Genomic DNA, 24,562 nt, shown 5'->3' with positions numbered 1-24,562 from the left:
GGCGGCAGGAAGCCGCCCGGCCCACGGAAGGTTGGGGAATCAGACGCCGGTGGAGGTGCCCAGCTCGACGTTGTAGTCGGCCAGCTTGGCGATCTGCGCGGGGCTCAGCACGCCCTGGTACAGCCAGACGTCGTCCAGCTCACCGGAGAAGTACTCGCCCCAGGCGCCGGACGCCCTGGTACGGCCGAACTGCACGCCGCCGCCCGCCTCGTAGGGCTGAGGAGCGCCCGTCCAGGAGATGTGCGGGGTGCAGGTCCTGTCACCGTCCGCGCAGCCCTGGTTCTCGACCTGGCCGTTGACGTACAGGGCGAGCCGGTCCGCGAAGGCGTCGTAGCTGACCGCCAGGTGCGTCCAGTTCTCCATGACGGAGGTGGCCGGAGTGTGGGTCGTCAGGGTGCGCGCCGCGCCGTTGGCGTCGGAGTCGCGGACCTCGGCCTGCCACTGACCGGTCGGCTGGCCGTTGGCGTCGTTGCCCAGGGGGTGCCAGCGCAGGGTGACCGCGCTGTTGTTGGCGCCGGCCACGGACAGCACCGTCATGTCCCGGGTCGGGACGCCCGCCGTGTTCGCCCAGCCGGCCAGGGTGAAGCTCTGGCCGGTGTGCAGCGGGACGGAGCCGGTGGCCGCGTAGCCGGTGGAGCCGTTCAGCAGCAGGGTGCCGGGGGTCTGGAACAGGCCGCCGTCGGCCTTGATCGAGGCGCCGCCGCCGAGCTGGGCGCCGGCCTTGGCCGGGCCCTCGTCGGGGGTGACGGCCGGGGCATCGGCCGGGGTGCTGGTGGCGGTGTTGAGCTTCCAGCGGCCGGCCAGCTGCGGGCGCTGCTGGACCATGGCGCCGGCCTCGGGGCCGGTGACGACGCGGTCGTAGATCCGCACGTCGTCGATCTCGCCGCCGAAGAACTCGCCGTTGACGCCCTCGCGGTTGACGGCGCCGATCTGGATCGGGCCGGGGTTGGCCCACGGCGCGTTCTGGGTGTAGTCGGACTGGCCGACGAGGAAGCCGTTGATGTAGAAGCGCAGCTTCTTCGCGGCGGTGTCGGAGACGCCCAGCAGGTGGGTCCACTCACCGGTGGTGCCGGTGAAGCACGGCACGCCGTTGATCTGGCTGCCCGCGGTGCAGGCGTCCTGCCAGGTGCGCACCAGGGTGTCGGTGGAGCTGTCCTCCTTGTAGCGCCCGAAGATCCAGCGGCCCCAGTAGGGCGAGTAGTACAGCGAGAACTCGTTGTTGTGCTGGCCGATCTGGGTGACCGCCATCTTCGGGGTGGTGTCGCCCGGCGTCGGCGCGGGCAGCTTCACCCACGCGGAGACCGAGAAGTCCCGGCTGCCGTCGACCTGCGGGCGGGTGCCGCGCAGGTAGTCGTCCGCGCCGTCCAGGTGGATCGCCTTGTCGGCGATGCCGGGGCGGCCGAGCGCGACGCCGTTGTAGGCGGTCAGGTTGTCGGTCTCGGTGGTGCCGACGGGCTTGGCGGAGCTGCCGTCCAGGTGCCAGACCGCCTTCGCGGGACGGCCGGTGGCGAGCTGCTTGTCGGCGGCCGCGTCGGCGGCCTCGGCCTTGCTCAGGGAGCGGTCCCAGAGCCGGACCTCGTCGACCGAGCCCGTCCACGGGTCGGTCCAGTTGCCGTGCCACTTGGAGCGGCCGAACTCCAGCGGGCCGCGCGCGTCCCAGGCGGCGGTGACGGCCACCGGGGTGCCGGGCACGCCGTTGACGTACAGGGTGCTGGTCCTGGCGGTCGGGTCGTAGACGCCGACCAGATGGGTCCACTGGCCGAGCACGACCGGGGTGTCCGAGCTCGCGGGCTCCAGGGTGTAGACGGCGTTGGTGTCCTGGGTGGAGGTCCACATCGTCCACTTGCCGTTCATCAGCCCGAGGGCGAAGCGGGCGGCCCAGTTGCCGTTCTCACTGACCGCGACCCGGTTGCGGGTGGTGTCGCCGGTGAGGTTGACCCAGGCGGAGACGGCGAAGCCGCGGGTGGTGTCCAGCACGTTGCCCTGGGTCTCGGCGTAGCCGTTGGCGGTGCCGTCGAGGGCGAGGCCCTCGGCGAGGTGGCCGGGGGCCCCCGCGGTGGCGCCGGAGCCGAGGGTGGCCTCGAAGCCGCCGCCGGTGCCGGTGACGCTGGTGCCGCTGGGGTCGTCCATCGACCAGCCGGTGCGCTGGGCCTGCCCGGTGAGCACGTTGAAGTAGTACGTCTCGGGCTGGGAGGCGTTGCCCGCGCCGTCGACGGCCCGGGCGGAGATGAAGTGGACGCCGGCGGTCTGCGGCTGGATGCGGACGGTCTGGCCGGCGCCGCCGCTGGTGGCGACCTCGTTCGCCGCGGACGGTGAGGTGTCCAGGCCCCACTGGTACTTGACCACGTCGGTGGCGGCGGACTTCAGGGTGAACTGGCCGCTCTTGCCGACGCCGTCGGTCCACGGGAGCGCCGCGGTGGCGTCCTTGGAGCCGGGGTAGGCGTCCGAGGTGATCGCCGGGCCGTCCGGTGCGGAGGTGTCGACGATGAAGTAGCAGCCGGTCGGGTCACCGTCGGAGGACCACGGCCCCCACTGCGCGCCGTCCCAGGCGCGGGCCTCCCAGTCGAGCTGGAGGTTCTTCGGCAGGTCGGTCGGCAGCGGCCAGGAGAAGATCGAGCCGGAGGCCTTGAAGGTGTTGCCCCCCGGTGCGGCGTCCTCGGAGCCGGTGGACCACCAGCGCCGGCGCAGACCGGTGCCGTCGTCCCAGCCGACCGCGAACTGCACGCCGATGGCCTCGCCGTCCGGGTCGGTGGCCCGGGTGGTGACCTGCGGCATCTTGTTGATCTTGATGCCCGGGTACTGGCAGACCGAGCCCGGCGACATCGTCATGTCGGACATCGGGATCTGGTTCGGCCGCAGGTTGTAGTACACCTGCAGGTAGGCGTCGTCGGTGAAGCGCTTCCAGGCGAGGGTGTCGCCCTCGTTCTGGGCCTTCAGACCGAAGGTGATGGTCGGCCAGCCCCAGTTGGCGGCGTCCTGGACGAGGTTCTTCACCGCGCCGGTCTCGCCGTACTCCAGCCAGCCGCCGGGGCAGTTGCCGCTCCAGCCCTTGGCGGTGTTGATGGTCTGCAGGTAGCGGCTCCAGAACCCGGAGGCGTTCTGGGCGTTCCAGTTCAGGCCGGGGGAGATGTAGCCGGTGCTCCACAGCTCGACGGGCCGGGCGTCGCAGGAGTACGACCAGCTCTCGTAGGTGCCGAAGGTGGCGCCGAGGATCTGCTTGCCGACGAACGGGTTGGACACCTGGAAGAAGGCGCGCTTCACGTCGGTCGGCGCGCAGCGGGAGGTGTCGCCGCAGTAGCCGACGCCCCAGTCGTGGACGTAGCTGCTGTTGTACGTGAAGTGCCAGTACGCCTGGTTCGGGTAGGTGCGCGAGACGCCCGCCCAGTCGCCGGCGTGCGGGGTGTTCCACGCCGGGTCGATCATCACCGGGTAGACCGTGTCCGGGGCGTCCAGCATCGCCTGGTCGGGCGAGAGCAGCAGGGCGTCCTTGGGCAGCTCGACCTTGAGGCGGGTCATCTTGGCGCCCTCGCCGGGCAGGTCGCCGTAGCCGGCGACGGCCGGGTCGGTCGGCGCGGGAGCGGCGGGAGCGGCGGGGGCCGCGGCCTCGGCTTGCGGTGCCGCCTGCGGGGCGGCCTTGAACGCCTTCGGCGCGGCGGGCGCGGCAGGTGCGGCGGCCGGGGCACTCGGAGCGGGCGCGGCGCCGGCCGGCTTGGAGGAGTCCCACATCACCGGGACGGGCGCCTCGAAGACGGTGCCGCCGCCGGAGGGGTCCTTGGCCTTGAGGGTGCCGTCCGCCTCCTGGCTGACCGTCAGGCCGTTGCCCTGGAGGCCGAGCCGGAGCTGGTCCAGCTCGGGGTTCTTGGCGGCCTCGGCGGTGTGCACCACGATGACCTGGGTGAACCCGGTCTTGGTGGCGGACAGCTTCAGGTCGACGTCCGGCAGGATCGACGCGTACTCGGCGGTCGCGCCGTTGACGGTCGGCTTGGGCAGGGGCTTGGGCCAGCTGAGCTTCAGCTCCTTGCCGGCCCGGGCCATGGTGACCAGCGGTGCGGTGCCGCCGCCGGAGAACGTCAGGTCGGCGGTGGAGCCCTTGGGGGCGATCGCGCCGCCGGGCAGCGTCCGGAGGGTGGGGTCGAGGTCGACCCAGGCGCCGTTCTTGCGCACCCGCTTGGGCTGGACGTAGGTGGTGGTCTTCAGCTTGCCGTCGGGCTGGGCGACGGTGTCGCTGGTCTCGCCGCGCTTGGCGAGCACCTCGACCGGCTGGCCGGTGCGGGCGGCCTCCTGGACGGCCAGGGTCTCGGCGGTGTCCTGGGGCTCCGTCACGCCGGGGGGAGGTGTCCCTCCGGCGGCGGCGGCGGGCACCACCGCGGTCGCGGCGAGCGCGACCGCGGCGAGTGCCGCGGCGAGCATGCTGCCCGACCGTCTTGCTGCTGTTCTCACTGTGCGTAAGCTCCGACTTCCGGAATGTGGGCGAAGTTTGAGCGGATCTTTATGGACACCTAAAAGAGCTGTCAACGCTTCATCAGAAATGCGTGAGAAAAGAGCCCTTGCTGCGGCCCTGTCAGACGGGGGGCAGCTCGGGTGAAAACGGATGAACCGACCACTCGGGTGTGAGGCAAATCACGCCACGAGGGGCAGTCGCGGGCCTGCCTCCGAGGCACGTCCGGCGGTCGCGAACGGTGACGCACGGCACCGGGGCGCCGCTCCGGCCGCCGGATCGACGACGCTCCGTCGGGCAATCTCCGCTGGTCACCACGGGTATCGCGGCAGGATCCGGGGGGCGGGTGCGAGGCGGGACGCTCGGCGGGGCCGTACGGTTCCCGGGATCCGAAAGGTCGTTCTTGCGAGGTTCGGCGCGGGAAATCCGATTCCTGCTGGCTGGCCGTCAGGTCGGATAACCAGGCTTCACCGCAGTCGAGTTGTCGGGGAAATGGGCAGAAGAATTGCCAACTCCGGCTTTCCGAAAGCACAGAGGTGCCCCCGGAGTATCGAACACCCGGGGGCACCTGAGGAGTTGATCGCGGCAATTCGGCCGTCGCGGCGCTACACGGCCCTCACTCGTGCAGCGCCCGCGCGCTGCCGTCGACCCGGACGCTGCCCGGCAGGGCGATGAGCTCGGGCTTGAACAGCGGCTGGGTGTCCATCGCGGGCTCCCAGGTCGCCAGTTTCTCGTCCTGGGGCACCTCGATCCGCCGGTCGGCGGCGAGGTCGTCGACCACCTTGAGCAGCAGTCGCACGCCGAGCGGCGCCAGGTGGTCGCGCCACAGGCTCTGGGCGGTCGAGCCCGGGGGCACGAGCAGGTGCTCCTGGGCGGCGAGCGGGCCGCCGTCGGTGCGCTCGGTGAGGTGGTAGACGCTCCCGCCCGTCACCTTGTCGCCGTCGCGGATGGTCCACCGGATCGCGTCCCGGCCGCGGTGCAGCGGCAGCAGGCTGGGGTGGTAGCCGATGGTGGCGAGGCCGGCCCGGGCGCGGGTCCGCCGGCCGAGGAAGGCGTGCGAGTGCGCGGCGAGGATGACGTCCACCCCGTCCGGGATGTGCATCGCCCGCAGTTCGAGCGAGTCCGTCCAGGGGATGTCCCGGGGGAACGCCCAGGCGCGCAGGCGGTCCCAGGACATCGCGTCGCTCTCGTCGGTCCTGCCCTTGCGCAGCCGGGGCGCGGCCGCGCCGACGATCTTGTGCCCCTTGTCCAGGAGGGCTTCCGCGACCTGGACCGCGAACGCCCCCTGTCCTGACATGTAGATGTTCATCCGCACTCTCTCAGTCCGGAGTGGTCGGGCGTGAAGCGCACCGGCATGGTGGAGAACCCGGTCAGGAAGTTGGACCGGATCGGCAGCGCCTCCTCGGTCTGCTCGAACCCGAGGGTGAAGTCCCGCAGGGCCTTGAGCAGTTCGGCGATCTCCACCTTGGCCAGGTACGAGCCGACGCAGAAGTGCGGGCCGTAGCCGAAGGCCAGGTGCTTGTTGGGGGTGCGGCCGAGGTCGAACTCCCCGGGCCGGGCGAAGACCCGTTCGTCCCGGTTGCCGGAGGCGTGCCAGAGCGTGACGATGTCGCCCGGCCGCAGCCGTACGCCGTGGAGTTCGGTCTCCCGCTCGACGCTGCGCCCGAAGTGCATGGTGGGCGACGCCCAGCGCAGCACCTCGTCCACGGCCGTCTCGATCGCGACCTCGCCCCGCTTGAGCCGGCGCCACTGCTCGGGGTGGGCCGCGAGGGTGCGGACGCAGTCGATCATCGTCAGCCGGCTGGTCTCGTCGCCCCCGATGATCAGGCTGTAGCAGTTGAGCACGACGTCCTCGTCGGACAGCGGCACACCGTCGACGGCGCTGCCGATCAGCATGCTGATCACGTCGTCGCCGGGTGCCTCGCGCCGCTCCTCGACGATGTCCATGAAGTACATCAGGATCTCGTTGCGGGCCATCTCGGAGTCGACCTCGTCGACGTCCTCGTCGTCCGCGGACAGCGCGGTCTTGGTGAGGCTGAGCAGGTAGTCCCGGTCCCGCTCGGGGACGCCGAGCAGGTTGGAGATGGTGGTCATCGGGATCCGCGAGGCGATCCGCTCCGCGAAGTCGCAGCCGCCGGAGCCGACGGCCTCGCGGATCCACTGCCGGGTGTTGACCCGGACGGTCCGCGCGACCTCGTCGAGCACCCGCGGCGAGAGCACGCGCTGGAGGATCTTGCGCAGCTCCAGGTGCCGGGGCCCGTCGGTGACGGCCAGCATCCGGCCGGCCCCGGCGTCGCCGCCCTCCAGGAGGGTGACGAGCACGTTGCCGCGCTGGGACGTGAAGTTCACGTTGTCCCGGTAGGTGGCCATGATGTCGTCGTAGCGGGAGAGCACCCAGAACCCCCGGCGGCCGTCGACCGGCGGGTTCCAGTGCATCGGCGCGGTGTCCCGCAGGGTGCGCCAGAACCCGTCGAGGTCGTGGTCGGCGAAGGTGGCCGGGTCGCCCAGGTCCACGGTGTCCAGTGCCGGTGTGCTCATGCCTACCAGTCCGTCCGCCAGAACCGGCGGGGCTGGAAGGGGTAGGCGGGCAGCGGCACGCGGCGGCCGGCCCCGTCCCGGTGCAGGGCGTCGAAGTCCACCTGGAGGCCGGTCACCCAGGCGGCGGCCAGGTCGGTCAGGGCCGGCGCGTCCTGGCCGGACGGCACGATCCCGTCGTCGGTGCGGGAGAAGGAACCCGGGTCCGTGCGCGGGGCGGCGGCGGTCGAGGTGGCCGGGCCGCGGGCGTCGTCGGACAGCGCCGCGATCAGCTCCTCGCGGCTGCGGACCACGGCCGCCCAGCGGCGGCCCATCACCTTGCGGCCGAGGTTGAGGGTGAAGCAGACGTCGTCCAGGCGCAGTTCCGGGCGGGCCTCCAGCCACTCCCGGAGCCGGGTGCGCTGACGGGCCAGCGCGTCGTCGTCCATCGCGGACAGGGTGGCCAGCCGGGGGCGGCCCGCCTCCTCGGGGGCGCGTCCGGCCGGTGCCGGCGGCTCCTCCAGCACCAGGTGGGCGTTGTAGCCGCCGCCGCCGAGGGAGGTGATGCCCGCGCGGCGGATGCCGGCCTCCGGCTCCCAGGCCGCGCCCTCGATCTGCGGGACGAAGGGGGTGCTGGGGAAGTCGAGGTCCTGGTTGACCTCGGTCAGGTTGATGGTGGCCGGGAGCGTCCGGTGGTACAGCGCCAGCGCGGCCTTGACCGTACCGAAGCCGCCGGACACCACGCCGCCGTGGCCCACGTTGCCCTTGACCCCGCCGATCGAGGCGGTCGCGGTCCGCTTCCCGAACGCCATGGTCGCCGCGTGGACTTCGAGCTCGTCGGTCACCGGCAGGCCGAGGCCGTTGGCCTCGTACATGGACACGGTGTCCGGGCTGACGCCGCCCACCTCCATCGCCGCGGCGATGCACGCGCTCAGCCGCTCGGGCTGGGCCAGGCCGTACGCCATCGCGCTGACGCCGTTGTTGTTGACGGCGGAGCCCCGGACGACGGCGTAGACGTGGTCGCGGTCGGCGACGGCCCGGCCGAGCGGCTTCAGCAGCAGGGTGACGACACCGCTGGACAGCGCGCTGCCGGTGCCGTTGGCGTCGAACGGACGGCAGTGGCCGTCCTTCGACAGGATGCGGTTCTCCTCCCACAGGTGCCCGCGCGGGTGCGGCAGGCGGACCATCGCGCCGCCGGCGATCGCCATGTCGCTCTGGCCGAGCAGCAGCGACTGGCAGGCCAGGTGCACCGCGTAGTGGAAGCCCGCGCAGACGGCGGCGACCGTGACGGCCTCGCCGGTGAGCCCCATGTAGTACAGGGCGTTGGAGGTCATGCTGTCCGGCGACCACGCCAGGCTGGCCTCGATCGCCTCGGGGCCGACCGACGCCCGGTCCGGCGGGGAGCTGTAGAGCGCGGCGGTCTGCGGGTTGTTGGCGCCGTACATGCCGATCTCGGCGGTGAGCCGGTCCGGGTCGTAGCCGCCGTCCTCGAGGGACTCCCAGGCGCTCTCCAGGTAGAGCCGGTTCTCCGGGGTCATCGCGGCGGCCATCCGGTCGCTGATGCCGAACACCGACGGGTCGAACCTGTCGTACGTGTCGAGGACGCCGCAGGCCCGGACGTAGGACGGGTTGTGGATCAGGGTCTCGTCGACGTGGATGTCCTCCTTGGCCAGGAACGACACGGTCTCCCGGCCGTGGACGAGGACGTCCCAGAACTGCTCCTTGGTGCGGGCGCCGGGCGCCCGCAGGGACATGCCGATGACGGCCACGTCACCCGGGTCGTACTCCTGCTCGGGGCTGTCGGTCATGGAAGGCTCCTGCTTCGTGTGCTTCGTGTCGGGTGGAGGTGACTCGGGTGGCTATCGGCCGGTGCCGCCGGCGCCGCGGCCGCGCAGGGCGGCGCGGCGGGCGCCGGCGCGCTGGCGGGCCGACTCGACCACCTCGGGGGTGGCGCCGCTGTCGTCGTCGAGCCAGCGGGCGAGGGAGGCGATGTCGCGGAAGCTGAAGAGGTCGGGCACCCGGACGCGGCGGTCGAAGCGACGGGTCATCAGCCGGGCGAGACGGATCAGCAGCAGCGAGTCGCCGCCGAGGTCGTAGAAGGCGGACTGCACGTCGATGCCCGACGGATCGAGGTCGAGCAGCTCGCCCCAGATCTCCGCCAGCGCCACCTCGGTCGGCGTGCCGGCGGCCGACCGGGGCCCGTCGGTGCCGGCGGCCGGCGGCTCGGGCAGCGCGTCGCGGTCGAGCTTGCCGCCCGGGCCCAGCGGGAGGGCGGGCAGGAAGACGAGCGTCGCGGGCACCAGGTAGTCGGGCACCTCGGCGGCGAGCCGGCCGGTGATCGCGCCCTGGAGGGCCGGGTCCAGCCGGGGGCCGTCCTGCGGTGCGCCCTCGCCGGCGGGGACGACGTAGCCGACCAGCCGGTTGCCCCGGACGGCGGCGGCGGCCTCCCGGACCTCGGGGCAGCCGGTCAGCCGGGCCTCGACCTCCTCCAGCTCGATCCGGTAGCCGCGCAGCTTGACCTGGTGGTCGGAGCGGCCGAGGAACCGGAGTTCGCCGTCCTCGGTGAACCTGACGACGTCCCCGGTGCGGTACATCCGCTCGCCGTCGCGGAACGGGTCCGGCACGAACCGCTCGGCGGTGGTGCCGGGCCGGTTGACGTAGCCGTGCGCGAGGCCGACGCCGCCGAGGTAGAGCTCGCCGGACTCGCCGGCCGGGAGCGGCCGCAGCTCGTCGTCGAGCACGTAGACCAGGTCGGTGGTGGTCGGCGGGCCGATGGTCGGCTCGTCCGTCCCGTCCTCGGGCACCAGCCCGAACGAGCAGAAGACGGTGCCCTCGGTGGGGCCGTAGGCGTTGAACACCCGGGTGGCGCCCGTCTCCCGGTAGGCCCGGTCGGCCAGCTTGCGGCGCAGCGCCTCGCCGCCGAAGACGATCGACCGCACGTTCGGGGGCAGGGCGCCGGCGTCGAGCAGGCCGTTCATGACCGACGGGACGACGGACAGGTGGGTGATCCGGTCCGCGTACCGGCTCTCCGTCAGGTGGACGGCGCTCTCGACGAGCACGACGGCGCCGCCGCGGCACAGCGCGTTGAAGACCTCCATCACGGACAGGTCGAAGCAGACCGAGCTGGCCGCCGAGACGCCGCTCAGGTCGCAGCCCTCCAGGACCCGGTCCATCTCGGCGAGCATCGCCACGGCGCCGGCGTGCCGGACGGCCACGCCCTTGGGCCTGCCGGTGGAGCCCGAGGTGTAGATGACGTACGCGGTGTCCTCGGGCACGACCGCCACGGGCTCGGCGCCGGGCTCGGTGGCCGTGGTCCCGCCGAGCACGACCACGGTCGGGCCGGGCGGGCAACTGGCCCGGGAGGCGGGCGTGGTGAGCAGCAGCCGGGTCCCGCTGTCCCGGACCATGAAGGCCAGCCGGTCGGCGGGGTAGTTCGGGTCCAGCGGCAGGTAGCAGGAGCCGGTGCGCAGGGCCGCCAGGACGGCGACGAGCAGGTCGGGGGTGCGCTCGACGCAGATCCCGACCGGGACGCCCGGGCCCGCGCCGTCGGCGAGGAGCCGCTCGGCCAGCTCGCGGGACCGCTCGTTCAGCTCGCCGTAGGTCAGCACGCCGGCGTCGGAGTAGACCGCGGTCGCGTCGGGGTTCTTGACCGCCTGGGCGATGAACTCGGAGTGCAGGGTTTCGGTCACTGCTCTGTCTCCTTGGGGAGGCCGGCCGGCGCGATGTCGCCGAGGGCCTGGTCGGGTCGGGCGATCGAGTCGAAGAGCACGGTGCGGTACAGCGCGAGCAGGGCCGTCACGGTCTGCCTCTCCAGGTAGCCCGGTTTGAACTGGACGTGGCCGGCCACCCGGCCGTCGATGTCGGCCATCGAGATCTCCAGGTCGAACTTGGCGAGGTGCCTGCGCACCTGGAGCGGTTCGAGCGGCAGCGCGGCGTTCGGGGAGAGCGTCTCGCCGACGCCGTGGAAGAGCTTGACGGAGCGGGGGAAGGCGTCCGAGGAGAGCCAGTTCACCACCACGTCGAACCACGGGGAGCGGCCCTCGGCGCGCGGCGGCTTCAGCTGGGCGGCCAGCAGGTCGAGGGGGTAGTTCATGTGCTCCAGGAGGCCGAGCGAGAAGGCGTGGACCTCGCGCAGCAGCTCGCGGAAGCTGCGGTCGCCGGCGGGGTTCGCCCGGACCAGCACGGTGTTGAGGTAGTAGCCGATCGCGGACTCCCAGCCGGGCTCGGCCCGTTGGGCGATCGCGGTGGCCAGCACCGAGTCCTCCGTCCCGGCCGCGCGGTTGAGCGTGGCGAAGAACCCGGCCAGCACGACGGTGCTGATCGACACGCCCTCGCGCACCGCGAACTCCCGCAGCAGGCGGGTCTCCTCGGCGCTCCAGCGGAACGCGAGGTCGCGGCCCTCGTAGGTGACGCCCGGCGGCCGCTCCTTGCTGGACAGGTCCAGGTGGGCGGGCGGGTCGGCGAGCTTCTCCGACCACCAGTCCAGCGCCGCCTCCGCGGCCGGCCCGGCCAGCCACTGCCGCTCCCACTCGACGAACTCGGTGTACGGGGCGACCGGCGTGCGGCCGGCCGGGTCGGCGCCCTCGTAGAACTCCTGGAGCTCGCGGATCATGATGTCGGCCGAGGCCGCGTCCGAGGCGATGTGGTGGACCAGCACCATCAGGAAGTGGTCGGACGGACCGCGCCGCATCAGGACGACCCGCACCAGCGGACCGTTGTCCATGTCCAGCGGCTCGTGCCCGTACCGGGCCAGTTCCTCGCGGGCCTCCTCGTCGTCCAGGTCGGCGGTGTCCACCACGAGGAACTCGTACACCGGCTCGTCCAGGACGACCTGGTACGGGCGGCCGCCCGCCTCCACGTAGAGGGTGCGCAGCGCGGGGTGCCGGTCGAGCACGGCCAGGACGGCGCGCTCCAGGGCGTCCTCGTCGACCGCCGTCCGGATCCGGGCGGTCACCATGTAGTTGTAGGGCACGGCGTCCGGCGCGATCATCTGCATGAACCAGAGTGAGGCCTGGCCGTGCGAGGCCGGCGCCAGTTCGAGGCCGAGGCCGTCGGCGCGCAGCTGCTCCGGCGCCGGCGCGTCGGTGGCCTCCAGCAGGCCGCGCGCGTCCAGCTCCTCCAGCAGCTCCTCGGCGTCCAGTTCGGACAGGTCCTCCAGGAAGGACCGCGCCGGCTCGGGCGTGGGCGTGGGCGTGGGCGTGGGCGCCTGGACCGCCTGGGGCGGCTGCGGGGCGGGGGCGGGAGCGGCCGGTCCGTCGGCGAGCCCGACGAAGTGGCCGACCACCTCGGCGATGGAGCGCCCGTCCAGGAACACCACCGGCGAGACCCGGTGCCCGAGGACCGCCTGCATCCGGTTGACGAGGCGGATCGCGAGCATCGAGTCGAGGCCGAAGTCGCGCAGGCCGGCGCCGGCGTCGAACCGGCCCGCCGGTACGCCCAGCGCGTCGGCGAGTTCGGCGAGGACGACCTCCGCCACCGGCCGCTCCGCCACGGGGGCCTGCGCGGGCTGCGCCGCGACCGGTTCGGCGACGGCGGCGACCTGGGCGGCCGGGGCGGGCTCGCGGCGGGGCTCGGAGTCGATCCAGTAGCGCTCCTTCTGCCACTGGACGAGCGGGGTCTCCACCACCTCGACGTCGTCGCCGAACAGCGGGTCGAAGGTCAGCGGCAGGCCCCTGACGAACAGTTCGGCGGCGGCGCCCAGCAGGCAGCGGAGGTCGCTCTCCCCGCGCCGCATCGAGTTGACCGCGTGCACCCGGACGCCCCGGGACAGCCCGGTCTCCTCGACCGCGCCGCGCAGCGTCTCGTGCGGGCCGATCTCGATGAAGGTGGAGACGCCCCGGTCGACGAGCGCGGCGGTCGTCTCGGCGAACCGGACCCGGTCGCGCAGGTTGCGCACCCAGTAGTCGGCGTCGACGACCGGGTTCACCGCGCCGGCCAGGGCGGTGGAGTGGAAGTCGATGCCGGGCGTCAGCGGGGTGATGTCCTTGAGGCGTTCACGCAGCGGGCCGGTCAGCGCGTCCATGCCGGGGCTGTGCATCGGCCGTTCGACCCGGAGCCTCCTGGCCGGGATCCCGTCCCGGCCGAGGTCGGCTGCCAGGGCGTCGAGGGCCTCGCGCGGGCCGGAGACCACCGTGCTGGTGGGGCTGTTGACGGCCGCGACGGCCGCCTGCCCGGCGTAGGCGGCGAGCCGGGGCAGCAGCTCCGGCTCCGGCAGGTCGACCGAGAGCATCGCGCCCGCGGCGGCCTCGTGTTCGAGCAGCTGCGAGCGGGCGACCACGACCTTGGCGGCGTCCTCCAGGGACAGCGCGCCGGCCACGCAGGCGGCCGCGACCTCGCCCAGGCTGTGCCCGATCACGGCGGCCGGCTCGACGCCGAGTCCGAGCCAGACCTTCGCCAGCGAGACCTGGAGGGCGAACAGCACCGGCTGCTGGACGTCCAGTTCCTCGTACCGGGCCTGCCCGTCCGGGGCGGTGAGCCGGTCGAGCACCGAGCCGCCGCCGGCCGCGCGCACGGCGTCGTCGCAGGCGTGCATCCACCGCCGGAAGCCGGCGTGCGAGCGCAGCAGTTCGCGGCCCATGCCGGCCCAGTGGGTGCCGGTGCCGGAGAACACCAGCGCCACCCGCCGGTCGGCGGTGCCGGAGACCGTGCCGGTGACGGCGTCGGGGTGCGGCCGGCCGTCGGCGATCCGGGCGAGCCCGTCCAGGACGTCCTGCCGGTCGCGGGCGAACAGCGCGATCCGGTGGGCGTGGTGGGTGCGCCGGGCGGCGAGGGTGTAGGCGAGGTCGGAGACCCGCAGGGCCGGGTCGCGTTCGACGTGGTTGGACAGCGCGCGGCAGGTGTCGGCCAGCGCGTCCGCGGTCCGGGCCGTGACGGGGACCAGGTGCACCCGGTCGGCCGCCGCGGCCTCGCCGCCGCCCGGCGCGGCGTGCCGTCCGCGGTCGCCCGCGAGGAAGGGGTGGGCGGCGCCGGGGAGTCCGGCCGCGTAGAGGGCGCCGAGCGAGCCGAGCAGGGTGGCGGCCTCGTCGGCGCCGCGCCGCAGCGAGGGCAGGGTGGTGACGGCCGGCAGGATCTCCGACACCGACTTGAGCAGCAGGGGGTGGGGGCTGAGTTCGACCACCGCGTCGACGTCGTGGTCGCGCAGCCTGGTCAGGGCGTCGACCACCCGGATCTCCCGGCGCAGGTTGTCCGCCCAGTAGTCCGGCCCGAGCTCCGCGCCGTCGACCGGCTCGCCGGTGACCGTCGAGATCATCGGGACGCGGGCGGTGCGCGGCCTGATGCCGTCCAGCTCGGCCTTCAGCGGGGCGAGGACGTGGTCGACCAGCGGCGAGTGCGGGGCGTGGCCCATCCGCACCCGGTGGTTGACGACGCCGGCGTCGGTCAGCCGCCGGACGAGGTCGTCGATCTCCTGCGGGGTGCCGGTGACCAGGGTGGAGCTCAGGCCGTTGTGGCCGGAGAGGGTGAGCCCGCCGGTCAGGTGCGGCCTGACCTCGTCCGCGGGGGTCATCACCACGATGCCCTCGCCGCGGCCGACGGCCAGCTGCTGGAGGAGCCGGCCGTGGTGGGCGGCCAGCCGGGAGGCGTCCTCGAAGTCGAGCGCGCCGGCGATGTGCGCGGCGGCGAACTCGCCGACGCTCTGCCCCACCACGACGTCCGGCTCCACGCCCAGCGAGCGCCAGGTCTCGGCCAGCGCGACCTGGAGCGAGAACAGAAGCGGCTGGAAGACGTCCATGTCGTCGAGGCGGCCGTCCGGGTCGATCAGCTGTTCCACGAGCGAGAAGCCCAGCAGCTCCCGCATCCGCCGGTCGGACCTCGTCATGGAGCGGCGGAACTCGGGCCGGCCGGCGAGCAGTTGGCGGCCCATGCCGACCCACTGCGAGCCGTTGCCGGAGAACAGGAACGCCACCCGCGGCCGGCCGGGCCGCTCCCCGACCTCCCCGACGCTCAGGCCGGGGGCCGTGGTGCCGGCGGCGAAGGCGTCCAGGCTGCTGCGGAGTTCGGCCATGTCGCGGGCGGTGGCCGCGAGCCGGAACGGGCCGTCGCCGGGCGTGCGGCGGCAGAGCGCGCGCAGGTCGGTCGCGTCCCGCGACTCCAGGGCCCGCTCGGCCAGCTCCGCGGGGGAGTCCGCGGCCAGCAGCAGCAGCGAGGCCTCGGGGCGCGGCAGTTCCTCGACGGCGATGTGGCAGATCGCGCCGCCGAAGCCGAAGGAGCTGACGCCGCCCCGGCGGGCGTCGGAGCGGCGCGGCCACGGCGTCAGCCGGTCCTGGACGGTGAGGTTGTACGCGTCGAACAGGATCTGCGGGTTGGGTGCGCTGTAGTGCAGGCTCGGCGGCAGGACGCCGTTGCGCAGCGACAGCGCGAGCTTGGCCAGGCCGACGATGCCGGCCGCCGCCTCCAGGTGCCCGACGTTGGACTTGACGGAGCCGATCCTCAGCGGCGCCGCGCGGTCGGCGCCGCCCAGGACCGCGCCGACGGCGTTGGCCTCGATCGGGTCGCCGAGGGGAGTCGCGGTGCCGTGGCACTCGATGTAGTCGACGAGGTCCGGCGCGATGCCCGCCCGCTGGTACGCGGTGCGGAGCATCTTCTCCTGCGCCTGCGGGTTGGGCGCCGTCATCCCGTTGCTGGGACCGTCGTTGTTGGAGGAGCTGCCCTTGATGAGGCAGTACACCGGCAGGTCGCGCTCCAGTGCCACGCTCAGCGGGGCGAGCACGACGACGCCGGCGCCCTCGCCGCGGGTGGTGCCGTTGGCCCGGGCGTCGAAGGTCTTGCAGCGGCCGTCGGGGGAGATCGCGCCCAGCTGGTCCATGGCGGTGTAGTAGTCGGGGACGAAGCTGAGGTTGACGCCGCCGGCCAGCACCAGGTCGCTCTCGCCCAGCTGGATCGACTGGCACCCCACGTGTACCGAGACCAGGGATCCGGCGCAGGCGGCGTCGATCGCCATGCTGGGGCCCTGGAGGCCGAGGACGTAGGAGACGCGGTTGGCGATGATGCCGTCGTGGATGCCGGTCGCGGTGTGCGGGGTGATCTGGGCGTCGGGGCCGCGGTAGTGCGCCAGCGCGGCGTAGTCGTTCCAGCAGGAGGCCATGAACACGCCGGTGTCGGTGCCGACGAGGCTGTCCGGCGCGATGCCCGCGTCCTCCAGCGCCTCCCAGCACAGCTCCAGGACGAGGCGCTGCTGCGGGTCCATCTGGACGGCCTCGCGGGGCGAGATGCCGAAGAACAGCGGGTCGAACCGGTCGATGCCGTCGATGAACCCGCCCCAGCGCACCCGGTCGCCCAGCAGCTCGCGGCGGGCGGCCGGCACCGGTCCGACGGCGTCGCCGCCCTCGACCAGCAGCCGCCAGAACGAGGACGGGTCCGGTCCGCCGGGGAAGCGGCAGCCGATGCCCACGACCGCGACCGGCTCGTGCGCGGGCTTGCGGCGCTCGGCGCCGGGGGCGGGCCCGGCGGCGCGCGGGCCGTCGACGAGGGCGCGGGCCAGTCCGTCCAGGGTCGGGTACTGCCACATCCAGGTGGCCGGGACCTGCCAGCCGAGGTACTCGGACAGGGAGGCCGCGAGGTTCACCGACTTCAACGAGTCCAGCCCGTACCGGTGCATGGGCGCCCGGAGGTCCACCGAGGCCGCGGACACGTCCGACAGCTCGGCGAAGCGGGACAGCAGGAAATCCGTGACGTCGGTGATGTCTCGCGCTGCGCGCTCGTGGGGCATGGCGACTCCCTCAGCAGGGCGGATGGAATGGAGGACGGGGCTTCGCGGCCGGCCGGTCGGGGGGGACGCCGATTTCAGGGCAGCCGGGAGCAGGGGGGCGGGGCACGGCGGGATCCGTCCTCCGCGCCGGGGGCCGTCGCGGAATCGGCGGGGCGGCGAGCGGACGGTGCCGGTGTTTCCGGAGTTCGCGCTCGACGTGAACGGGAAGTCCGGTGAAGTGAACGGGAAATCCGGTGGAGCGAACGAAAAGCGGTCGGGGCGGAGTGGAGGGTGGGCGGCGTCGGGGCAGCGCCGGTCAGCCTGCCGGCACGGTAGTAGGTCTGTACATGACATGCATGGACGTGCGGTCGGGCAGCGCTGCTCCTCTCGCGACAGGAGGAAGGACTCGGGGTGCCGACCGCGCGGCGCGGCAGGACGGGGTGAGGGTCGGGTCTTCGGGGGTGCTTGAGTGGTCGCCGTTCAGCGGCTCACTGATCAGCGGCACACTGTGGAATTCTGGCCGACGCGTTCGGCTCCTGCCGGTCGGGCTGCCGGCCACTTCCGCTGCTGAGAATTCCGCAGCGCGGGTATGTTCATCCGCCCTCGGGGTGCGGAGAGATGTGTCGACTACGCGTTCATCGATTCAAGGATCGCGTATTTCGACGGCCGGATGAAGCGCTGGCGGGATTTGATCGACAAAGTGTCCGATTCGATCTCCTCGATGCGACAGATGTACGAATGTGTGATGGGTGCCGCCGTCGGGTAGAGGTCGACGGAAATCGAATGACCTGGGGAAGGGCCGACTGCCGGTACCATGCGCGCCGGGCGGGGTGGACAGCGGATGAGCGATCAATGCAAGCTGACCGCATGGCAGTTGAGAATCTTGATGCATCGTCAGCCAGTGCCGACAGCTCCTTAGTAAGGCCCCTCCCGCGGCGCCGTGCGCTCGGCCGCGAGCTCCCGGGCGGGCCCGCATGACCGCCACCGTGGTCGAGTCGGCCCGTCGGCCGGGGCTGGCGCTCGGCGTGCTGGCCGGGGCGTTCGCCCTGGACGTGAGCGGTCTCGGCGTGCTCAACGCCGCCCTGCCGTCCGTCGGAGAGCGCTTCGACCTGGGGGAGACCACGCTCCAGTGGGTGATGACCGCCTACGCCGTCACCTTCGCCGGCTTCCTGCTGGTGGGCGGCCGGCTGGCCGACGTCCTCGGGCGGCGGCGGGTGTTCGAGGTCGGCGTCGCCCTGTTCACCGTGTCCGCGCTGGTCGGGGCGGTGGCCCCGAACACCGTGACGCTGCTGGGCGCGCGCGCCGTCCAGGGGATCGGCGCCGCCCTGTCGGGGCCGGCCGCGCTGGGCCTGCTCACCGCGCTCTTCCCGGTCGGCCCGGCCCGCAACCGGGCGATCAGCGTGTACACGGCCGTCGGGGCCGTGAGCTTCAGCGGCGGGGTGCTGCTGGGCGGCGTCCTGACCCAGTTCTTCGGCTGGCGTTCGGTGCTCTGGTTCTCGGTGCTGATCGGGGTCGGCGTGCTGGCCGCGACCCGCGTCGGACTTCCCGACGGCGCCGGTCACCGCGGCCGGCTGGACCTGCCCGGCGCGATCACCGGCACCCTCGGCCTCACCCTGCTCGTGGTCGGCGTGAGCAGCAGTGGTGCGACGGCGTGGACCGTCCTGGCCGCCGCGGCGGTCTCCCTGGTGCTGTTCGTCGTCCGGGAGCACCGCACCGCCGACCCGGTGCTCCCGCTCGGCCTCTTCCGGATCGCCTCGGTGCGGGACGCGAGCCTGTCGGCGTTCCTCCAGTACACGGGCTCGATCGGGATGCTGTTCTTCGCCCCGCTGTACCTCCAGGGGATGCTGCACTACTCGCCCTCCGAGTCCGGCCTGGCGCTGGTGCCGATGTCCCTGGCGGTGTTCCTCACCGCCAACTTCGTCACCGGCCGGCTGCTGGCCACGTACTCCCCGCGGACGCTGATGGCCGTCGGCCTGGTCCTGATCGGCGTCGGCACCGGGCTGTGGCTGGGCACGCCGCAGGACGGGAACTACGTGCTGCACGTGCTGCCCGGCCTGGTGGTCAGCGGCATCGGCCAGGGGCTGAACTTCCCCTCGATGACCACGGCCGGGCTCTCCGGCGTCCCGGAGCAGCAGCACGCCGTCGCGGGCGCGGTGAACGTCGTGACGCAGCAGATCGGCGCCAGCGCGGGCGTGGCGGTGATGGTCCTGGTCGCGGGGACCAGCTCGGACCAGCTCGGCGGCTACCACCTCGCCTACGTCACCGCCGCCGTCGCCTGCGTGCTGGGCGCGGCCGTCATCGCGGTGCGGCGGAAGGCCTGAGGGGTCCCCGCCCGGTCGAGGGCCGGAGCGGCCCGCCGGGAGGCGGCCCCGGGGTGCGCGCCGCACACCGGGGCCGCCTCCCGCCCGCTCAGGCGTTCGCGTCCGTGGAGGAGCGCACCACCAGCTGCGGCGCGAAGCGCTCCACCCGCTCCGACCGTTCACGGGCCGGGGACTGAAGGAGGGTCAGGGCGCGCTCGGCCATGGCGGTGAGCGGGTGGCGGATCGAGGTGATGGGCGGGTCGAGGAGTTCGAGCATCTCGGTGTCGTCGAAGCCGGTGACGGCGATCCGGCCGGGGACGGGGATCGCCGAGCGCTGCAGGGTGCTGACCAGCCCCACCGCGAGGACGTCCGCCCCGCAGACCACGGCGTCGATCCCGGCGTGCCGCTCGGCGATCCGGCGGCCCGCGGTGCGCCCGGCGTCGGTGGTGAAGCTGGGCAGCAGGACGGTGGTGGCGTCGGCGCCGCGGGCCCCGGTGAAGGCGGCGAGGCGCTCCGCGCCGGAGGAGGACGCCTGGTCGGCGGCGACCAGGGCGATCCGGTGGCGGCCGAGGCCTTCGAGGTGGTCGAGGAGCAGCCGCATCGCGGCGGTGTTGTCGAGGGTGACGGCCACGGTGCCGGAGCCGGTGGCCCAGCGGTCGAACAGGACGACCGGGGTGCGCTGGGCGGCGGCCCGGACGGCGGGGCCGGACGCGCCGGCGGAGACCGGGACGACGAGCAGCCCGTCGACCCGGCCGCCGAGCAGGGTCTCGATCTGCTCGGCCTCGACGGCGGTGTCGTTGGCGGCGTCGGAGACCACCAACTGCCCGCCGGCGGCGCGGACTTGCTGGGCGAGGGCGTCGGCGAGCTGGACGAAGTACGGGTTGGCGAGCGAGGGGACGACCACGCCGATGGTGCCCGTGGTGCCGGTGCGCAGCGCCCGGGCGGAGTGGTTGGTGCGGTAGCCGAGGTGCCGGGCGGCCTCCTCGACGCGGCGGGCGAGTTCGGGGTCGACGTTGCGCTGGGTGCCGGCCAGGACGCGTGAGGCGGTCGCGCGGGAGACACCGGCGGCCGCGGCCACGTCGAGGAGTCGGGGCGCTGTCACGTGGGGCGGTCCTTCGCGGTCGGGAACGGGCTCGGCTGAGCTCGCGGAATACGCAGCACGAGGGTACTTGACGGTTCCGGGGGCCTGGTCCACAGTGTGGGAGATCGATCTCCCAAGGAGTGCAGATGCCGCCCATCACCGTCGTCGGTTCGATCAACCGCGACCTCGTCCTGACCGTCGAGGACCTGCCGCGACCCGGCGAGACCGTGCTCGCGCGGGGCTTCGTGGAGGGCGTCGGCGGCAAGGGCGCCAACCAGGCCGTCGCGGCGGCCCGGCTCGGCTCGCGGGTGCGGATGGTCGCCCGGGTCGGCCCGGACGCCGACGCCATCCTGCGGGCGCTCGCCGCCGAAGGAGTGGACGTCGGGGCGGTGCGCCCGGCACCCGAGAGCACCACCGGGATCGCCTCGGTGGTGGTCGACCGGGCCGGCGAGAACACCATCGTGGTCAACCCGGGCGCCAACGCCGAACTGTCCGTCGCGGACCTGCCGCAGCGGCTGGCCCGGTCCGCGGGCGAGGTGGTCCTGGTGCAGCACGAGATCTCCGCCGAGGTGGTCGCCGCCGCCGTGCTGCGGGCCCGGGAGCAGGGCGGCACCGTCGTCCTCAACCCGGCCCCGGCCCGCCCGGTCGCCCCGGAGGTGCTCGCCGCCGTCGACGTCCTCGTCCCCAACCTCGGCGAACTCGCCACCCTGCTCGGCGCGGAGCCGCCCGCCGGCCCCGACGGGGCGCGCGAACTGCTGGAGCGGGCCGCCCTGCCCTGCCGGGCGGTCGTGGTGACGCTCGGCGCGGACGGGGCGCTGGTCAAACAGCCCGGCCGTCCCGCCGTGCACCTGCCGGCCCCCGTCGTGGACGCCGTCGACACCGTCGGCGCCGGCGACACCTTCTGCGGAGCCCTCGCCGACTCCCTCGCCCGGGGCGCCGACCTGCTCGCCGCCGCCGAACGGGCCGTCCGCGCGGCCTCGTTGGCCGTCACCGGGCTCGGAGCCCAGTCCGCCATGCCCTCCGCGGCGCAGCTCGACGCGGCCGCCGGCCCCCTCGGCGCACCCGCCCCGCTCCCCGACGCGACCAGCGCGGTCCTCGACGCCCCCGCCGTTCCCGTAGCACCCTGACGGTCCCCGGCCCCCACGCCCGGTCCGCTCAGCACCCCGGTTCCCCCGCACCACCAGTTCAACGGAGAACACCCCATGCGCAACCTCAAGCTCGGACTGTTCGAGAACGCCCAGACCAACGCGAGCGGCACCGCCACCTGGCGCCACCCCGACAGCCGCCGGCACCTGTTCGACACCCTCGGGTACTGGCGCGACATCGCGCGGATCTGCGAGGACGCCAAGCTTGACTTCCTGTTCCTGGCCGACGCCTGGGGCTGGTCGGAGATCGGCGGGGTGCGCCCGCCGATCGCCACCGAGGAGACCCTCGACCTGCCGCGCCTGGACCCGTTCGTGATCGCCTCGGCCCTGCTGGCCAGCACCACCGACCTCGGCCTGGTGGTGACCGGCTCGGTGCTGGTCGAGCCGCCGTACGCCTTCGCCCGCCGACTCGCCACCCTGGACCAGCTCTCCGGCGGCCGGCTCGGCTGGAACATCGTCACCACCGGCACCGCCGACACCGCCGTCAAGGCCTTCGGGATGGACATGGTGGCGCACGACGACCGGTACCGGATGGCCGAGGACTTCCTCGACCTGGTCTACAAGTACTGGGAGGGCTCCTGGGAGCCCGACGCCCTGGAGAAGGACAAGGCCGGCCGCTTCGCCGACCCGGCCAAGGTCCACCTGGTCGAGCACGACGGCCCGTACTTCCGCTCGCAGGGCTACGGCAACACCGCCCGCTCCCCGCAGGGCACCCCGGTGCTGTTCCAGGCCGGCGCCTCCCCGGCCGGGCGCCGCGTCGGCGGGCGGCACGGCGAGTGCATGTTCGTCGGCAGCGGCACCGTCCAACAGCTCGCCGGGCACACCGCGGCGATCCGCGAGGAGGCCGTCCGGGCCGGCCGCGGCGCCGACGAGGTCAAGGTGATGTCGGCGTTCTCCTGCGTGATCGGTGCCACCACCGCCGACGCCGAACGCCGCTGGCAGCGCGTCCTGGACGCCCAGCGCCCGGAGGTCACCGTCGCCAGCTACGCCATGTTCACCGGCCTCGACCTGTCCTCGTACGCGCCGGACACCCCGATGGCGGAGCTGTCCACCGAGATGTCGCAGACCCAGGTCGCCCGGTTCGCCGACAAGACCGTCGGCGACGTGCTCGCCGACTGGCACACCCACGGCGTCGGCGCCCGCCCGGTGGTCGGCACCGCCGAGGAGATCGCCGACGAGATCTGCGCCCTGGCGGAGGGCGCCGACCTGGACGGCTTCCTGCTCTCGCCGACCGTCCAGCCCGCCTCCACCGTCGAGTTCGTCGAGTCGGTGCTGCCGATCCTGCGCGCCCGCGGCGTCTTCCGCGGCGAGTACGCGCAGGGCGAGTCGCTGCGCGAGCGGCTGACCGGCGCGTCCGACCGGGCGCTGCCGGCCAGCCACCCGGCCGCGCGGTACCGGCACTGACCCCCCGCACCGGCGACGAGAGGACGGCGACGACCATGGTCACTCCCGCCCACCACCCGACCGCGGCCGCGGCGACCGCCGCGGAGCAGCCGAACAGTACGGAGCTGGACGGCGCGGCGCTGCGCCAGGCGTTCGGGGCCTACCCCACCGGGGTGGTCGCGCTCGGCGCGCTGCGCGACGGCGAACCGGTCGGGCTCGCGGTCAGCTCCTTCGTGTCGATCTCGCTGGAGCCGCCGATGGTCGCGGTCAGCGTGGCCCGCACCTCCACCACCTGGCCCCGGCTGACGGAGGCTCCGGAGCTGGGGCTGAGCGTGCTCAGCCGCGGCCAGGGCGCGCTCTGCCGGCGGCTCGCCTCCCGCGCGGGCGACCGCTTCGACGGCACCGGCTGGCAGGCCACGCCGGACGGCGCGGTGCTGATCCACGACGCGGCGCTCTGGCTGACCGCCCGGACGCACGCGGTGTACGACGGCGGCGACCACGAGATCGTCCTGCTGGAACTGCTCACCGTCGAGCTGTTCCCCGGAGTGGAGCCGCTGGTCTTCCACACCAGCCAGTTCCGTGAGCTCACCCCCCATGGCTGACACCCCGACGGCCCCCCTGTCCGGCACCGTGGTGCACGGTGCCGGCCGGGGGAGGGGGCTGGGCTTCCCCACCGCCAACATCGCCCCCGACCCCGGCACACCCGCCCTGCCGCCCGCGATCTACAGCGGCTGGCTGGCCCGCCGTGCGAGCGGCACCGTGCACCGCGCGACGATCAGCGTCGGCACCAACCCCACCTTCTGCGACACCTCCGAGATCCACACCGAGGTGTACTGCCACGACACCCCGGGCGACCTGTACGGCGAGCGCGTCGAGCTCTGGTTCGTCGCCCGGATCCGGGGCACCGAGCGGTTCGCCTCCGTCGACGAGCTGCTGCTTGCCGCCCGGGAGGACGTCCGCCGCTCCGAGGCCCTGCTGGACTCCGAGCACGGACGGCACGTGCTCGCCGTCCTCTCCTGAAGCGCCTCTCCTGAAGCGCCTCTCCGGAACCGTTCTCTTCTGATCCGCCCGCACCACCTCTTCGCACCGTCCTTCACCTGCCCGGCGCGCGCCCCCGCTTCCCCCGCGACCCCGCGTCCCGCGCCACGAGCCCGGTCGGCCCCGCACCCCCCGCTTCGGCGGGGCCGACCGCCCCTTCCCCCACCTCGCTCCGCACGAACAAAGGTGTGAGTCATGAGCGCGTTCCACTGGTTGAACGAGCAGTTCGACTTCTTCGGCCTCCCCGTCTACTGGTCCGACTTCCTGGGCAACATCCTGGCGCTCGCCACCGTCTGGCTCGCCCTGCGGCGCTCGCTGGTGGCCTGGCCGGTGCAGATCCTCGGCTCGGTGCTGCTGCTGATCGCCAGCCTGAACGTGCACCTCGGCGGCAACGCCGCCCGGCAGATCGTCATCATCGTCTCGGCCTCCTGGGGCTGGGCGACCTGGAAGCGCAGCCGCGAGCAGGAAGGCACCATCAACGTCCGCTGGGCGTCATGGCAGGAACGCGCCGTGCTGGCGGCCGCGATGGTGGCGGGGACGGCCGCGTTCGGCGCGGTGCTGAAGGGGACGGACGCCTCGTTCTACCCCGGGGCGCCGTGGTGGATGGTCCTCGCGGACGCCTGGATCTTCGTCGGCTCGATCCTCGCCATGTACAGCCAGGCCCGCCGCTACGTGGAGTTCTGGTTCGTCTGGCTGGCCGTCGACCTGGTGGGCGTGCCGCTCGCGGTCCACTCCGAGCTGTACTTCTCCGGCATCGTCTACGGGATCTTCTTCGTGATGGTGGTGCTCGGCATCCGCGACTGGGCGTCCCGCAGCAGGCCGCAGGAGATCGCCTCGCCGCTGGAGCCCGCCGTCCTGGTCGAGGGCCGGGACGAAGGCCGCGCGGGTGAAGGCTCCAACTCCCGGGTCACCAATACCAACTGATGATTCGTCATGAACCTGTACGCGACTGCCCGGCCCGGGTCGCACCTCACGGGG

At 73.4% G+C, this 24,562-nt stretch carries 13 protein-coding genes; 6 read left to right on the top strand and 7 right to left on the bottom strand.

All coding sequences use genetic code 11. The annotated features are described in order from the left end of the window. Window positions 1-39: 39 nt before the first annotated feature. From ACFRQN_RS27690 to ACFRQN_RS27665, 6 genes are all read right to left on the bottom strand, one after another. Window positions 40-4,410, bottom strand: a complete 4,371-nt coding sequence (locus ACFRQN_RS27690; protein ID WP_380742870.1) for a LamG-like jellyroll fold domain-containing protein — start codon at window positions 4,408-4,410, stop codon at window positions 40-42. Between the two features lie 644 nt (window positions 4,411-5,054). Continuing rightward, window positions 5,055-5,747, bottom strand: a complete 693-nt coding sequence (locus ACFRQN_RS27685) for a formyltransferase family protein (protein ID WP_049651695.1) — start codon at window positions 5,745-5,747, stop codon at window positions 5,055-5,057. Then, window positions 5,744-6,976, bottom strand: a complete 1,233-nt coding sequence (locus tag ACFRQN_RS27680) for a cytochrome P450 (protein WP_380742868.1) — start codon at window positions 6,974-6,976, stop codon at window positions 5,744-5,746. The genes ACFRQN_RS27685 and ACFRQN_RS27680 overlap by 4 nt, the downstream gene beginning before the upstream one ends. 2 nt (window positions 6,977-6,978) lie before the next feature. Beyond that, window positions 6,979-8,760: a beta-ketoacyl synthase N-terminal-like domain-containing protein gene (locus tag ACFRQN_RS27675; RefSeq protein WP_380742866.1), complete on the bottom strand. Its 1,782-nt coding sequence runs from the start codon at window positions 8,758-8,760 to the stop codon at window positions 6,979-6,981. A gap of 51 nt (window positions 8,761-8,811) precedes the next feature. After that, window positions 8,812-10,641, bottom strand: coding sequence for an amino acid adenylation domain-containing protein (locus ACFRQN_RS27670; protein ID WP_380742864.1), 1,830 nt, complete (start codon window positions 10,639-10,641; stop codon window positions 8,812-8,814). Beyond that, the gene (locus tag ACFRQN_RS27665) at window positions 10,638-16,658 is read right to left on the bottom strand and encodes an acyltransferase domain-containing protein (RefSeq protein WP_380742862.1); all 6,021 of its coding nucleotides are present in this window, start codon (window positions 16,656-16,658) and stop codon (window positions 10,638-10,640) included. The genes ACFRQN_RS27670 and ACFRQN_RS27665 overlap by 4 nt, the downstream gene beginning before the upstream one ends. 953 nt (window positions 16,659-17,611) lie before the next feature. Between ACFRQN_RS27665 and ACFRQN_RS27660 the strand changes: the two genes are divergently transcribed. Next, on the top strand, window positions 17,612-18,958 hold the full coding sequence (locus ACFRQN_RS27660; RefSeq protein WP_049651517.1) for an MFS transporter: 1,347 nt from the start codon (window positions 17,612-17,614) through the stop codon (window positions 18,956-18,958). A gap of 88 nt (window positions 18,959-19,046) precedes the next feature. Here the strand turns inward: ACFRQN_RS27660 and ACFRQN_RS27655 are convergent, their stop codons facing one another. Further along, entirely contained in the window at window positions 19,047-20,039 is a 993-nt protein-coding gene (locus tag ACFRQN_RS27655) for a LacI family DNA-binding transcriptional regulator (RefSeq protein WP_074006038.1), read from the bottom strand. 125 nt (window positions 20,040-20,164) lie between these two features. On the opposite strand from ACFRQN_RS27655, the gene ACFRQN_RS27650 reads away from it, so the two are divergent. From ACFRQN_RS27650 to ACFRQN_RS27630, 5 genes are all read left to right on the top strand, one after another. Continuing rightward, window positions 20,165-21,145, top strand: coding sequence for a ribokinase (locus tag ACFRQN_RS27650; protein ID WP_380742860.1), 981 nt, complete (start codon window positions 20,165-20,167; stop codon window positions 21,143-21,145). Between the two features lie 75 nt (window positions 21,146-21,220). Continuing rightward, a complete protein-coding gene (locus ACFRQN_RS27645) occupies window positions 21,221-22,567 on the top strand; it encodes an NtaA/DmoA family FMN-dependent monooxygenase (RefSeq protein WP_380742858.1) in 1,347 nt (448 codons plus the stop codon). Between the two features lie 35 nt (window positions 22,568-22,602). After that, window positions 22,603-23,148, top strand: coding sequence for a flavin reductase family protein (locus tag ACFRQN_RS27640; RefSeq protein ID WP_380742856.1), 546 nt, complete (start codon window positions 22,603-22,605; stop codon window positions 23,146-23,148). Continuing rightward, on the top strand, window positions 23,141-23,566 hold the full coding sequence (locus tag ACFRQN_RS27635; RefSeq protein WP_380742854.1) for a riboflavin kinase: 426 nt from the start codon (window positions 23,141-23,143) through the stop codon (window positions 23,564-23,566). Before ACFRQN_RS27640 ends, ACFRQN_RS27635 begins: the two co-directional genes overlap by 8 nt. Before the next feature lie 213 nt (window positions 23,567-23,779). Next, complete coding sequence (locus ACFRQN_RS27630) at window positions 23,780-24,508, top strand: nicotinamide riboside transporter PnuC (protein WP_380742852.1); 729 nt, start codon at window positions 23,780-23,782, stop codon at window positions 24,506-24,508. Window positions 24,509-24,562: the final 54 nt, after the last annotated feature.

Origin of the sequence: Kitasatospora sp. NPDC056800, from assembly GCF_042789775.1 — a bacterium.
Classification (GTDB): Bacteria; Actinomycetota; Actinomycetes; order Streptomycetales; family Streptomycetaceae; genus Kitasatospora.
The sequence above is the reverse complement of the archived record's forward strand: the minus strand, read 5'-3'. Positions and strand labels throughout refer to the sequence as shown.